The following is a 12,984-nucleotide window of genomic DNA, read 5'->3' as shown; positions in this document are numbered from 1 at the left end:
GTTTTCCTTATGCGAACGGGAAGTTGACGATGCCCTTGGCCACGAGCCTGACGTAGAGGTCGGCGCCCATCACCGAGAACATCGAGGCCCACGCGAGGGGCTGGTGCTTGGCGTTGAGCTTCGAGACGAATGTCCAGGCCTTGTAGCGCACCGGGTGCCGGGAGAAGTGGTTCAGGCGGCCGGCGGTGATGTGCCGGCACGAGTGGCAGGACAGCGTGTACAGGTTGATCAGCACCGCGTTGAGGATCAGGATCCAGGTGCCGAGCCCGGTCGGCGTGTGGATGAGCGCGAGGACCGCGTCGTAGGCCAGGATCAGGCCGATGGCGATCGCCGCGTAGAAGAAGTAGCGGTGGATGTTCTGGATGATCAGCGGGAACCGCGTCTCACCCGTGTACTTGCCGTGTGGCTCCTGCACCGCGCACGCCGGAGGCGAAAGCCAGAACGAGCGGTAGTAGGACTTGCGGTAGTAGTAGCACGTGAGCCGGAAACCGCCGGGCAGGCCCAGAATCAGCAGGCCGGGCGGCAGGGTGTACCAGTCGCCGAAGGGCGCCAGCCCGAGGAAGCGGGCGCCCTCGGGACAGGACGTCGCCAGACATGGCGACGAGAACGGGGCTATGTACTCGCTCGGCGCGTAGTAGTAGCTGCCGTCGAAGATCGCCCACACGCCGTAGACAAGGAATGAGCTGAGCCCAAGAAAGGTCAGCAGCGGGGCCAGCCACCAGTTATCGGTGCGAAGCGTGCGCACTTTGATCTGCGCGCGCTGTCTCCTTACCGGGCTTTCAGGCGTCGTCTGGGTCATCGCGGACCTCTCCACCTCCCGCGGACCCTGCTCGCCTGGGGTCCGGGTTCGAGTCGCTGAGCGCGCGGCGTCTCCGCTCGGGCGCGCATTTGGTGGGGGATACGTTACGACGACGGCATCACGTTTTGTGAGAAGGGTCACTCACTTTTTCGATGGCCCTGTGTGATTCCTGTCACGTCCGCACGTCAGAGGCGGTGTCCTTGGTTCGGTAGCTTCACTACGGTCACGAAAAAATTGTCTATTTGCCGGACAACTCGGATAAATTGGTCAAAATCTACCGGTTTGGTGACATATGCGTTTGCGTGGAGCTGGTAGCTGCGGATGATGTCCTCCTCCGCCTCCGACGTCGTCAGGATCACCACCGGGATCGAACGCAACGTGGCGTCCGCCTTCACCTCCTGCAACACCTCCATGCCGTCCATACGCGGCAGGTTGAGGTCGAGCAGGACCAGGTCCGGGCGAGGCGCGTCGGCGTAGCCCTCCTCGCGGCGCAGGAAGGCGAGCGCCTGCTCGCCGTCGTTGACCACGTGCAGGCGGTTCTTGACCTTGTTCAGCTCGAAGGCCTCCCGGGTGAGCAGGATGTCGCCCTGGTCGTCCTCGACCAGCAGCACTTCGATCGGGATCATGAGTCCTCTTCCGCTTCCGGCAGGGTCCAGCGGAACGTGGCTCCCGGGCCCTCGCCGTCGGGGTCGAGCCAGAGCAGTCCGCCGTGATACTCCACGATCTTCCTGCACAGGGCCAGCCCGATGCCGGTGCCCGGGTAGACGTCGCGCGCGTGCAGGCGCTGGAAGATCAGGAAGATGCGGTCAGCGTACTTGGCCTCGACGCCGATGCCGTTGTCGGAGCAGCTGAACTCCCACATGCCGTTGTCTGTGCGCCGCGCCCCGATGTGGATGCGCGGGGGGACGTCGGAGCGGAACCTGACGGAGTTCTCCACCAGGTTCTGGAACAGACGGACCAGCTGCGACCTGTTACCCACCACCTTCGGCAGGCGGTCGGAGGTGACCACCGTCTCGGTGTCCTCGATGGCCGCCGACAGGTTCTCCAGTGCCGTGTTCAGGGCCTCGCCGGTGTCGGTGATCACGCGCTCGCCGTGGACCCGGCCCACGCGGGAGAAGTCGAGCAGGTCGTTGATGAGGACCTGCATGCGCTTGGCGCCGTCCACGGCGTAGCCGATGTACTGCTTGGCGCGGTCGTCGAGCTGCGGGCCGTACCTCTGCTCCAGCATTTGCGTGAAGCTGGCCACCTTGCGCAGCGGCTCCTGCAGGTCGTGGCTGGCCACGTAGGCGAACTGCTCCAGCTCGCCGTTGGAGCGCCGCAGCTCGTCGGCCTGCTCCTCGGCGCTGCGCCAGCCCTCCAGGATGCGCCCGCGCATCGAGTCGACGTGGGAGGCCAGCTCGGCGAGCTCGGCGGGGCGGTCGACCCGCAGCCTGCGGTTGAAGTCGCCCGCCGCGACCTCGCGCACCTGTCCGGCGAGCTGGGCCATGGGCTTGAGCACGGCGTAGCGGATCATGAACGTCAGCGCCACGGCGGCCACGAGGATGACGGTGAAGACCACGATGAGCATGGTGTTCAGCTGGTCCAGCCTGGCCACGACCTCGGGGCGCGGCTGGATCGTGCGGACCTGTTCCACCAGCGTCAGCGTCACGCCGACGCCGACGGCGTAGGCCAGCGCCATGACGACGCCGGCGGCGACGAACCAGCGGGCCACGGGCAGCCGGCCGATGCCGGTGGGCTCCTTGGCCGGCGGCAGCGGATGAAGGTTCACGGCGCTCTCCTCTGGACGAGGACCACGGCCAGGTCGTCGGTGAGGGTTCCGACGTGCCGGATCAGCCGGTCGAGGTCGACGTGGCCGTGCTCGCGCACCAGCTCCACGAGCCCGTCGACGCCCAGCTGGTCCTGCTCCACTGCCGCCTCGATGAGGCCGTCGGTGTAGAGCATGAGGGACCAGTCCTGGCCCAGGGGCACGTCGATGGCGTGCCATTCCGCGTCCCGGAAGATGCCCAGCGGCGGCCCCGACGGGCCCTCGCTGACGGCCTCGACCACGCCGTCGCGGATCAGCACCGGCGGCGGATGGCCGACGATCCGCATCTCCGCGTGGGTGAGGTCGGGGGTCAGGGTGGCCGTGCAGAGCGTGGTGTAGATCTCCGGAGCCTTGCGCTCGACCCTGAGCAGCGCGTCCATCGCGTGCAGCATGACGTCGCCGGTCTGCCCGGCCAGCACCAGCGTGCGCCAGGCGATGCGCAGCGCGACGCCGAGCGCGGCCTCGTCGGGGCCGTGCCCGCACACGTCGCCCACCACGATGTGCACCGAGCCGTCGGACGTCTGCACGGTGTCGTAGAAGTCGCCGGCGAGCAGGGCGCCCTGGCTGCCGGGCAGGTAGCGGGTGGTGTGCTCGATCGTGTCGCCGCTCAGCAGCGGGACGGGCAGCAGACCGCGTTCGAGCCGGGCGTTCTCCTGGGCGCTCACCTCCGCCTTGATCAACATCCGCTGGGTGCGTCTGCGCTCCATGGAGTAGCGGATCGAGCGGACCAGCAGCCGGGCGGTGATGTCCTGCTTGACCAGGTAGTCCTGGGCGCCGGCCTGCACCGCGGCCACGCCGACGTGCGCCTCGCTGGTCCCGGTCAGCACCAGGACCGCGGCCTGCGGCGCGGCCGCCAGCACCTGCTCCAGGGCCTCCAGCCCGCTGGCGTCCGGCAACGACAGGTCGACGAGCACGCACTGCACGTCGGGGGTGAGCTTGGGCAGGCCCTCGGCCAGGCTGCGTGCCCAGGTGATGCGCGGGGGTGCCTCCGCCTCCTTGAGCAGCTCCTCGACCAAGAAGGCATCACCGTCGTCGTCCTCGATGAGGACGAGGGTGAGCGTCTCAGATAGTGAAGCCGTCACGCACTGCCCTCTCCACTGCCTCGTAGCGATCGCTGGTTCATTCTGCGATGAGCTCGACCCCTTGTGGAAGCGTCCCTTCGTGCGCGGCCTCGACGAGAAACGTCCGCAGGGTGGCGCGGAACGCCTGGGCCGCGCGGGTCGGCTCGACGTCCTTGCGGTTGGCCAGCGCGATCGTGCGGCTCAGGCCCGGTGGCGCCAGGGGTGTGCCGGTCAGTCCCGGCCGCCCGTCGAGCACCATCGACGGCACCACGGCCACGCCCAGACCCGCCTCCACGAACCGCAGCACCGCGTCCATCTCGCCGCCCTCGACCGCGAAGCGCGGCTCGAAGCCCGCCTGGCGGCAGGCCGCGAGCGTGGCCTCGCGCAGGTCGTAGCCGCGCCGGAACATCACCATCGGCCGTCCGCGCAGGTCCTCGATCCGCACGTACGGCCGGCGGATCGCCATGTCGTCACCCACCGGCCCGGCCCGCCGGTGACTGGGTGAGACGACGACCAGGTTCTCCCGCAGGATCTCCTCGGTGACCAGCGAGGGGTCGTCGTGCTGGAGCGGCGTGATGATCAGCGACAGGTCGATCTGCCCGCGGGCCAGCGCCCTGACCAGGTCGCGTGAGCCGCCCTCCTCGACGTGGAGCCGGATGCCCGGATAGTCGCGGTGGAAGCGGGCCAGCGCGTCGGCCAGCAGCCCGGCGCACAGGGACGGGGTGGCGCCCAGCCGTACGCGGCCGCGGCGCAGCCCTGCCAGCTCGGCCACCTCCTGCCGGGCGGTGTCGGCGTCGGCGAGCATGCGGCGGGCCAGCGGCAGGAGCGCCTCGCCCGCGGGGGTGAGCGTGACGTTGCCGCGCGCGCGGGAGAACAGCGGCGCGCCGAGTTCGGTCTCCAGGGCCTTGATCTGCTTGCTCAGCGACGGCTGGGCCACGCGCACGCTCTCGGCGGCCTGGGTGAAGTGCCTGGTCTCGGCTACCGCGACAAAATAGGCGAGCTGCTGCAATTGCATGATCTCCATAGCTTACGGCTATCGCCAGGCTGTGATTTTGCTCGCACGCGTGCTTTGTGGATTTTGCGGTAGCCGTACGAAACCAAGGGTCATAGCTCTTGGCTATGGAAACCAGATCCATGATGACTTGGACGGATCATCCCTGGATACCTAGCGTTCCAAGATGTGACTGCCACGATTGAGCGCGGGGCCGCGACGGCACCCGTGAGTCCCCCCAAGACGGAAGCGGGGAAGACCCCTGCTCCGCCAACGCCCAAGAAGTCCCGCGGGTTCCTGAGCTCGTCGAACGGCAGGAAAGTCATCATGGCCGTCACGGGCGCCGTGATGGTGGGCTTCCTCGCCCTGCACATGCTGGGCAACCTGAAGATCTTCTACGGCCGGGACTCGTTCAACGAGTACGCGCACTGGCTGCGGACGCTGCTGCAGCCGTTCCTGCCGTACCGCGGAGTCGTGACCCTGCTGGAGATCACCCTCTTCGTGGCCGTGGTCCTGCACCTGTGGGCGGCCATCACGCTGACCCGCCGCGCGCGCAAGGCCAGGCCGGTGAAGTACGTGGCCAAGAAGTCGCAGGCCACCGGGTACGCCACGCACATCATGCGCTGGGGCGGCGTCACCATCGCGCTCTACATCGTCTGGCACCTGCTCGACCTGACCTTCGGCGTGGTCAACCCCGCCGGGGTCAACTCCGCGCCCGCCGACCGCATGATCGAGGGCTTCCAGCCCGGCCGCTGGTGGGTCACGGCCATCTACGTGATCGCCATCCTCCTGGTCGGCCTGCATCTGCGCCACGGCATCTGGTCGGCCTTCCAGACACTCGGCTGGGTCAAGGGAGAGCGCCGCCGGGTGGTGAAGCTGGGCGCGCTCGCGGTCTCGGCCGTGCTCGTGCTCGGGTTCCTCGCGCCGCCGCTGGCCATCATGTTCGGAGTAGTCAAGTGATCGAATACACCGAGGGCGAAGCCCTCCGGGACGCCAAGGCCCCGGAAGGCCCCATCGAGGAGCGGTGGGCCAAGCGGAAGTTCGCCGCCAAGCTCGTCAACCCCGCCAACAAGCGCAAGCTCAACGTCATCGTGGTCGGCACCGGCCTGGCCGGCGGCTCGGCCGCCGCGACCCTCGGCGAACTGGGCTACAACGTCAAGTCGTTCTGCTACCAGGACTCGCCCCGGCGGGCGCACTCGATCGCCGCCCAGGGCGGCATCAACGCCGCGAAGAACTACCGCGGCGACGGCGACTCGATCTACCGGCTCTTCTACGACACCGTCAAGGGCGGCGACTTCCGCGCCCGGGAGTCGAACGTCTACCGCCTGGCCGAGGTCTCGGTCAACATCATCGACCAGGCCGTGGCCCAGGGCGTGCCGTTCGCCCGCGAGTACGGCGGCCTGCTCGACACCCGCTCCTTCGGCGGCGCGCAGGTCTCGCGCACCTTCTACGCCCGCGGCCAGACGGGCCAGCAACTCCTGCTGGGCGCCTACCAGGCGCTGGAGCGGCAGGTGAAGGCCGGCACCGTCGAGATGTTCACCCGGCACGAGATGCTGGAGCTGATCGTCTCCGACGGCCGCGCGCGCGGCATCATCGTGCGTGACATGGTCACCGGCGAGATCGAGCGGCACACGGCCGACGCGGTCGTGCTGGCCACCGGCGGCTACGGCAACGTCTTCTTCCTGTCCACGAACGCCAAGGGCTGCAACACCACGGCCATCTGGCGGGCACACGAGCGCGGCGCGTACTTCGCCAACCCGTGCTACACGCAGATCCACCCGACCTGCATCCCGGTCTCCGGCGAGTACCAGTCGAAGCTGACGCTGATGTCGGAGTCCCTGCGCAACGACGGCCGGGTGTGGGTGCCCGTGGCCGCCGGCGACCAGCGCGCCCCCGGCGACATCCCGGACGAGGAGCGCGACTACTACCTGGAGCGCATCTACCCGGCCTTCGGCAACCTGGTCCCGCGTGACATCGCCTCGCGCGCGGCCAAGAACGTCTGCGACGAGGGCCGCGGCGTCGGCCCCGGCGGCCTGGGCGTCTACCTCGACTTCCGCGACGCGATCGCCCGCCTCGGCCGCGACGCCGTCGAGAAGAAGTACGGCAACCTCTTCGAGATGTACGAGCGCATCACCGGCGAGGACCCCTACACCCAGCCGATGCGCATCTACCCCGCCGTGCACTACACGATGGGCGGCCTGTGGGTGGACTACGACCTGCAGTCCACGGTCCCGGGCCTGTTCGTGATCGGCGAGGCCAACTTCTCCGACCACGGCGCCAACCGCCTGGGCGCCTCGGCGCTGATGCAGGGCCTGGCCGACGGCTACTTCGTGCTGCCGACCACGCTGGGCGACTACCTGGCCAACGGCCCGTACGGCGAGATCGACGAGGAAGCCGTGGCCGAGGCCGAGATCAAGGTACGCACCAAGATCGACCGCCTGATGGCCGTCAACGGCACCCGCACCCCGGACTCCTTCCACCGCGAGCTCGGCAAGATCATGTGGGACTACTGCGGCATGGAGCGCACCGAGGAGTCGCTGCGCAAGGCCCTGGACCTGATCCCGGCCCTGCGCGAGGAGTTCTGGCGCAACGTCAAGGTCAGCGGCACGCCAGAGGAGCTCAACCAGGTGCTGGAGAAGGCCGGCCGGGTGGCCGACTTCTTCGACCTGGCCGAGCTGATGTGCCTGGACGCGCTGGTGCGCACCGAGTCCTGCGGCGGCCACTTCCGCGCCGAGTCGCAGGACGCCGACGGCGAGGCGTTGCGCGACGACGAGCACTTCGCGCACGTCTCGGCGTGGGAGCGCACTCCCGACGGCCCGGTGCTGCACAAGGAAGCGCTCGAGTACGACTACGTCAAGATGAGCCAGCGGAGCTACAAGTAATGGATCTCACTCTCAAGGTGTGGCGGCAGAGCGGCCCCGGCGACGCCGGGCGCATGGTCACCTACCTGGCCAAGGACGTCTCCCCGGACATGTCCTTCCTGGAGATGCTCGACGTCGTCAACGAAAAGCTGATCCTGGAGGGCGACGACCCGATCGCCTTCGACCACGACTGCCGCGAGGGCATCTGCGGCATGTGCGGCATGGTCATCAACGGCGTGGCCCACGGTGAGCAGCGCGCCACGACGACGTGCCAGCTCCACATGCGCCACTTCGAGGACGGCGCCGAGATCACCATCGAGCCGTGGCGGGCCGCTCCCTTCCCGGTCATCAAGGACCTGGTCGTGGATCGGAGCGCCTTCGACCGCATCATCCAGGCGGGCGGGTTCGTCTCGGTCCCGGCCGGCTCCGCGCCGGACGCGCACGCGGTCCCGGTCCGCAAGGAGGACGCCGACGACGCCTTCGACGCGGCCACCTGCATCGGCTGCGGCGCCTGCGTGGCGGCCTGCCCGAACGGCTCGGCGTCGCTGTTCACCGCGGCGAAGATCACTCACCTGTCGCTGCTCCCGCAGGGCCAGCCGGAGCGCCTCAGCCGCGCCAAGGCGATGGTGGACCAGATGGACGCCGAGGGCTTCGGCGGCTGCACCAACACCGGCGAGTGCACGGCGGTCTGCCCGAAGGGGATCCCGCTGGACACCATCGCCCAGATGAACACCGAGTACCTGAAGGCCAGCAGATAGCAGTCCGGGAGAAGGCCGCACGCCGGAGGGGGGGTGCGGCCTTTCCCATACCCCCGTGTGCACGGTGTACACTTGGCGATTACAATGTTCACTTGACTGGGGGCGGCATTGAACGTGGTCATCGTGGGCGCTTCGATCGGCGGGCTGACCGTGGCGGAGGTGCTGCGTCGCAGGGGGTTCGACGGCGCGATCACGCTCGTGGGGGAGGAGCGCCATCCGCCCTACGACCGTCCGCCGCTGTCCAAACAGGTCCTCACCGAGTCCTGGCCCGCCGAGCGCACCCGGCTGCTCGGCCAGGACGCGCTCGACCGGCTGGGCGTGAAGTGGGTGCTGGGGCGGCGGGCCGTACACCTGGATCGGGGTGAACGGGTGGTGGGGCTGGACGACGGGCGGCGACTGGCGTACGACAGGCTGGTGATCGCGACCGGGCTGACGCCGCGGCGGCTGCCCGGCCAGCCCGTGCTGGACGGGCTGCACACGCTGCGCACCCTCGACGACGCGCTCGCGCTGCGCACGGAGCTGAAGGACGGCGTGCGGATCGCGGTGGTCGGCGCGGGCGTGCTCGGCTGTGAGCTCGCCGCCTCCGCGCGCACGCTCGGCCTGGAGGTGACGCTGATCGACCCCGCGCCGGTCCCCATGGCCCGCCACCTGGGCGCCAGGCTCGGCGCGCTCGTCGCGCGCACACACCGCCGGCACGGCGTGGACGTGCGGGTCAGCACCGAGGTCCACGCCTTCACCGGTACGGCCGGGCGCGTCGACGGCCTCGAACTGACCGGAGGCGAGAAGGTGCCCGCCGACCAGGTGATCGTCACCGTCGGCGCGGTGCCGGCCACCGGCTGGCTCATCGGCAGCGGCCTCGGCCTGAGCGACGGCGTCACCTGCGACGCCTACGGCGAGGCGGCTCCCGGGGTCTACGCGGTCGGTGACGTGGCCCGCTTTCCGGCGGGCCGCGTGGAGAGCCGGACGACCGCCACGGAACAGGCCGTGGCCGTCGCGGGCAACATCCTCGGCGACGAACGTCCGTTCTCCTCGATCCCCTACTTCTGGACCGACCAGTACGACGTGAAGCTCCAGATCCACGGCCGGATCGGCCACGACGACCGGATCCGGTGGATCGAGGGCGAACCCGGCGACGGCCGCTGGGTCGCCCTGGCGGAGAACGGCGACGAGGTGACCGCGGCCATCGGCTGGAAGCACGCCAGGGGCGTGCGCCTGGCCCGCGAGAAGATCTCCGCGCTCAGCCGGTGAAGGCGGCCGTCGCCGCGACCCGCTCCCGCCAGAGCTCCTCGCCCTCCGGCCCCCAACCGGCCGCGAAGGCCAGCAGCGCCCGGCAGCGCTCCAGCATCGCCGCGTGCCGCTCCGGCCACTCGGGCACCGGCCCGCCATAGGACTCGAAGAAGTACGGCAGCGCCTGCTCGTGCTCGGGATGGTGGGTCCTGACGATCCACTCGCACCACGCCAGGTCCTCGACCGGTTCGCCGCGGTGGGCCCACTCCCAGTCGAGCACCGCCGCGGTCTCGTGCGTCATCGGATCGATGATCAGGTTGTTGGGGCCGTAGTCGCCGTGGACCAGGACGCGGCCCCGGGCGGCGGGCATGGCGTGGATGGCGGCCAGCGTCCGCCCGCAGGCGGTCATGACCTCCTTGGCCAGACCCTCGTCGAGGAGATCCTGACCGTGGACGCCCGCGACGAACCTTGTGGTCAGGCTGGTGTCGCTGACCGCCTGAACGGCGGGCACGGGCACCCGTCCGCGCAGGCGCCGCAACATCTTCCGCTCGGTTTCCAGCCGTTCCGCGGCGCCCGGACCCAGGTAACACTTCACGACCAGAGCGCCGTCGCCGAAGGTGCTGTTGGTGTAGCCATGCCTCACAGGGATTGATTCTGGCGCAGTCGGCTGCGGTAGACGATGTATGGGCGGAACAAGTACCCGACGGGTGCCGACAGCGCGTGCACGAGCCGGGTGAACGGGAACAGCCCGATCATCACCATCCCGGCGATGACGTGCAGTTTGAAGAACACGGTCGCCTCGGTCATCGCCTCGGCGTCCGGCCGGAACACGAAGACGCTGCGGAACCACGGCGAGACCGAGTCGCGGTACTCCGCCCCGGTCAGCGTGGCCACCAGCCCGGCGACGACGGCCAGCGCGAGCGCCACGTACATGACCTTGTCGTTGACGGTCGTGGCGCGGAAGACCGGGCCGTTGCGCCGTCTGCGGTAGATGAGCAGGGCCAGCCCGGCGAGCACGGCCAGCCCGGCGAGGCCGCCGAAGACGCGGGCCAGCAGGTGGTAGGCGTGGTCGGACAGGCCGATCGCCTCCGTCCACGTGGCCGGGATGAACAGGCCGATCACGTGCCCGGCGATCACGAACACCAGCCCGTAGTGGAACAGCGGCGAGGCGATCCGAAGGAGCCGCGACTCGTAGAGCTGCGACGAGCGGGTCGTCCAGCCGAACTTGTCGTAGCGGTAGCGCCAGAGCAGCCCGCCGATCAGCACCACCAGCGTCACGTAGGGCGCGATCACCCAGAAGAACGTCTCGCCGTAGTTCACCGGTACACCCCCACGGACTCGGCGGGCGGGCCGTCCTGGGCCAGCCGGGCCGCCGCCGCCCGCTGCTCCGCGGTCGGCTCGGGCAGGGCGCGGCGCACGCCGTCCAGCACGATCGTGTACGGCGAGCCGTACCCGTCCAGCGCCGAGCGCAGCAGCTCGATCCCCACCCGGTGCTCGGCCAGCAGCGCGGCGCCCGCGGCGTCCAGGGCGGCGAACTCCAGCATCACCGGGAGAAAGTCCGGCAGTTCGTCGTCCATCAGCTCCCACCCGGCGGCCCGGTAGCGGCCCTTGAGCGCGGCCAGCGACTCGCCGCGCCGCCGCGTGTCGCCGTCGGCGTAGTAGGTGAGGTAGAGGCAGCAGCGCCGCTTCATGTCGAACATCTCGACGTAGTGGGCGGCCAGCTCGCCCGGCCCCATGGCGTGGATGGCGTCGGCGAACCCGGGGAAGCACGGCGCGGCGGCCCGCTCGATCAGCGGCAGCCGTCCCCAGAACCGCTCGTCGGGGTAGGCCAGCAGGTGTGCGGCGGCCTGCCAGGTCACAGCCTTGTTCATGATGCCTCGCCCTTCTTCGGCGGGAACAGGCCGGCGGGTTTGCCCCTGCCGTCCCAGTTGAGGAGGTTGACCCGCTCGCGGGTGGTCTCCTCGCCTGTCTGGCGCTGCTTCAGCCCGTGGAAGCTCTCGATCGACACCGGCACCGGGCGGCCCGAGCCCTCCCCGAACGGCCCCGCCATCCCCGGCCCGCCGTCGTAGTCGAGGCTGCAGCCGATCTCCTCCACGGCCCCGGGCGTCTTGGAGTAGGCGGACGGGATGACGTAGCGCTCGTCGTAGCGGGCCAGGGCCAGCAGCCGGTACATGTCGTGGATGTCCTCGGCCGACAGCCCCGAGTGCGGCAGCTCGGGCTCCTCGCCCAGGTTGACGGCGCGCATGTACGAGCGCATGGCCGCCAGCCGCCGCAGCGCCGCCGTCACGGGCACCGGGTCGCCGGCCGTGAACAGCTCGGCCAGGTACTCCACCGGGATGCGCAGCGCCTCGACTGCGGCGAACAGGTTGTCGGCGTCCTCGCCGTCGTACCCCGAGCCGGCCAGCGCGTCCACGACGGGCGACAGCGGCGGCACGTACCAGACCATCGGCAGCGTGCGGTACTCCGGGTGCAGCGGCAACGCGATCCGGTAACGCATGATCAGGTCGTACACGGGCGAGCGGCGGGCCGCCTCGATCCAGTCGTCGGGGAGCCCGGAGGCGGCCACGGCCGGGTCGTCCGGGTCGACGAAGAGCGACAGCTGCGCCTCGTACAGCTCCTTGTCGTCGGCGATGCTCGCCACCTCGCCCACCCGGTCGGCGTCGTAGAGCATGACGCCCAGGTAGCGCAGGCGCCCGACGCACGTCTCCGAGCACACGGTCGGCAGCCCGACCTCCACCCTCGGGTAGCAGAACGTGCACTTCTCGGCCTTGCCGGTGCGGTGGTTGAAGTAGATCTTCTTGTACGGGCAGCCGGTCACGCACATCCGCCAGCCCCTGCAGCGGTCCTGGTCCACCAGGACGATGCCGTCCTCCTCGCGCTTGTACAGGGCGCCGGAGGGACAGGAGGCGACGCAGGACGGGTTCAGGCAGTGCTCGCAGATGCGCGGCAGGTAGAACATGAACGCCTGCTCGAACTCCAGTTTCACCTGGTCGCCGACCTTGCGCAGGATCGGGTCGGCCGACGGGTCGCCGCCGAGGTTGTCGTCCCAGTTGGCGCTCCAGCGGATCGCCATGGGCTCGCCGCTGATCAGCGAGCGCGGCGGCGCGACCGGGATGTCGTCGCCGAGCGGGGCGCGGGTGAGGTTCTCGTAGTCGTAGGTCCAGGGCTCGTAGTAGTCCTCGATGTTGGGCATGAGCGGGTTGGCGAAGATGCCGAGGAGCTTGCGTACCCGCCCGCCCGCCCGCAGCCGCAGCCGCCCCTTGGCGTCGACCTGCCATCCGCCGCGCCACCGGTCCTGGTCCTCGTGGCCGCGCGGGTATCCCTGGCCGGGGCGGGTCTCGACGTTGTTGAACCAGGCGTACTCGACCCCCGCCCGGTTGGTCCACGTCTGCTTGCAGGTGACCGAGCAGGTGTGGCAGCCGATGCACTTGTCGAGGTTCATCACCATCGCGAGCTGTGCCATGATCCGCGGGCTCATTGGTA

The 12,984-nt window shown here is 69.6% G+C and carries 13 protein-coding genes; 4 read left to right on the top strand and 9 right to left on the bottom strand.

Annotated features, from left to right (window positions below):
- Positions 1-7: 7 nt before the first annotated feature.
- From ACIBI5_RS27600 to ACIBI5_RS27580, 5 genes are all read right to left on the bottom strand, one after another.
- The gene (locus tag ACIBI5_RS27600) at positions 8-799 is read right to left on the bottom strand and encodes a hypothetical protein (protein WP_397099170.1); all 792 of its coding nucleotides are present in this window, start codon (positions 797-799) and stop codon (positions 8-10) included.
- 185 nt (positions 800-984) lie between these two features.
- Positions 985-1,425: a response regulator gene (locus tag ACIBI5_RS27595; protein ID WP_397099172.1), complete on the bottom strand. Its 441-nt coding sequence runs from the start codon at positions 1,423-1,425 to the stop codon at positions 985-987.
- On the bottom strand, positions 1,422-2,567 hold the full coding sequence (locus ACIBI5_RS27590; RefSeq protein WP_397251562.1) for an ATP-binding protein: 1,146 nt from the start codon (positions 2,565-2,567) through the stop codon (positions 1,422-1,424). Before ACIBI5_RS27590 ends, ACIBI5_RS27595 begins: the two co-directional genes overlap by 4 nt.
- Positions 2,564-3,685 (bottom strand): PP2C family protein-serine/threonine phosphatase, encoded by a 1,122-nt coding sequence (locus tag ACIBI5_RS27585; protein ID WP_397251560.1) that lies wholly within the window; start codon positions 3,683-3,685, stop codon positions 2,564-2,566. Before ACIBI5_RS27585 ends, ACIBI5_RS27590 begins: the two co-directional genes overlap by 4 nt.
- Before the next feature lie 37 nt (positions 3,686-3,722).
- Positions 3,723-4,679 (bottom strand): LysR family transcriptional regulator, encoded by a 957-nt coding sequence (locus ACIBI5_RS27580; protein WP_379610646.1) that lies wholly within the window; start codon positions 4,677-4,679, stop codon positions 3,723-3,725.
- A gap of 165 nt (positions 4,680-4,844) precedes the next feature.
- Here ACIBI5_RS27580 and ACIBI5_RS27575 point away from each other — a divergent pair, with 165 nt between their 5' ends.
- The 4 genes from ACIBI5_RS27575 to ACIBI5_RS27560 all read left to right on the top strand — a co-directional run bounded on the left by ACIBI5_RS27575 (position 4,845) and on the right by ACIBI5_RS27560 (position 9,522).
- On the top strand, positions 4,845-5,615 hold the full coding sequence (locus tag ACIBI5_RS27575; RefSeq protein ID WP_379610645.1) for a succinate dehydrogenase cytochrome b subunit: 771 nt from the start codon (positions 4,845-4,847) through the stop codon (positions 5,613-5,615).
- Positions 5,612-7,537 (top strand): fumarate reductase/succinate dehydrogenase flavoprotein subunit, encoded by a 1,926-nt coding sequence (locus ACIBI5_RS27570; RefSeq protein ID WP_397251558.1) that lies wholly within the window; start codon positions 5,612-5,614, stop codon positions 7,535-7,537. Before ACIBI5_RS27575 ends, ACIBI5_RS27570 begins: the two co-directional genes overlap by 4 nt.
- On the top strand, positions 7,537-8,274 hold the full coding sequence (locus ACIBI5_RS27565) for a succinate dehydrogenase/fumarate reductase iron-sulfur subunit (RefSeq protein ID WP_397099180.1): 738 nt from the start codon (positions 7,537-7,539) through the stop codon (positions 8,272-8,274). Before ACIBI5_RS27570 ends, ACIBI5_RS27565 begins: the two co-directional genes overlap by 1 nt.
- A gap of 123 nt (positions 8,275-8,397) precedes the next feature.
- The gene (locus tag ACIBI5_RS27560; protein WP_397251556.1) at positions 8,398-9,522 is read left to right on the top strand and encodes an NAD(P)/FAD-dependent oxidoreductase; all 1,125 of its coding nucleotides are present in this window, start codon (positions 8,398-8,400) and stop codon (positions 9,520-9,522) included.
- Here ACIBI5_RS27560 and ACIBI5_RS27555 read toward each other — a convergent pair.
- Genes ACIBI5_RS27555 through narH form a run of 4 tightly spaced genes read right to left on the bottom strand, consistent with a single transcriptional unit; the run spans position 9,512 to position 12,979 of the window.
- Positions 9,512-10,144: a phosphotransferase gene (locus ACIBI5_RS27555; RefSeq protein ID WP_397251554.1), complete on the bottom strand. Its 633-nt coding sequence runs from the start codon at positions 10,142-10,144 to the stop codon at positions 9,512-9,514. The two genes, ACIBI5_RS27560 and ACIBI5_RS27555, sit on opposite strands and share 11 nt — an antisense overlap.
- Entirely contained in the window at positions 10,141-10,821 is a 681-nt protein-coding gene (gene narI, locus ACIBI5_RS27550) for a respiratory nitrate reductase subunit gamma (RefSeq protein ID WP_397251553.1), read from the bottom strand. Before narI ends, ACIBI5_RS27555 begins: the two co-directional genes overlap by 4 nt.
- Entirely contained in the window at positions 10,818-11,372 is a 555-nt protein-coding gene (narJ, locus tag ACIBI5_RS27545) for a nitrate reductase molybdenum cofactor assembly chaperone (RefSeq protein ID WP_397251552.1), read from the bottom strand. The genes narI and narJ overlap by 4 nt, the downstream gene beginning before the upstream one ends.
- A complete protein-coding gene (gene narH / locus ACIBI5_RS27540; protein ID WP_397251550.1) occupies positions 11,369-12,979 on the bottom strand; it encodes a nitrate reductase subunit beta in 1,611 nt (536 codons plus the stop codon). The genes narJ and narH overlap by 4 nt, the downstream gene beginning before the upstream one ends.
- Positions 12,980-12,984 lie beyond the last annotated feature (5 nt).

This window comes from Nonomuraea sp. NPDC050540, from assembly GCF_044457485.1.
Lineage (GTDB): Bacteria > Actinomycetota > Actinomycetes > Streptosporangiales > Streptosporangiaceae > Nonomuraea.
This window is presented reverse-complemented; position numbering and strand designations above follow the sequence as displayed.